General features: G+C 70.9%; 1 pseudogene. It reads left to right on the top strand.

Features of this window, described 5'->3' with window-relative positions:
• Nucleotides 1–220, top strand: a pseudogene (locus QSJ97_RS24920) (IS5/IS1182 family transposase); the annotation flags it as partial.

Raw genomic sequence — 220 nt, 5'->3', positions numbered from 1 at the left:
GGGACGTGACCGACGCCGCCGCCCATGACGGGCGAATGCTGCGCCGGGGGCTCCTCGATCAGGGCAACACCGGCTCCACGGTCTGGGCCGACAGCGCCTACCGCTCGAAGGCCAACGAGGCATTCCTGGAGAAGCACGGCTTTCGCAGCCAGGTCCACCACCGCAAGCCACGGGGCCGGCCGATGGCGCCTCACATCCGGCGCGGAAACGCCACCAGGTC

Source organism: Paralimibaculum aggregatum (assembly GCF_030270585.1).
In the GTDB taxonomy this organism is placed as follows: Bacteria; Pseudomonadota; Alphaproteobacteria; order Rhodobacterales; family Rhodobacteraceae; genus Thermohalobaculum; species Thermohalobaculum aggregatum.
The sequence above is the reverse complement of the archived record's forward strand: the minus strand, read 5'-3'. Positions and strand labels throughout refer to the sequence as shown.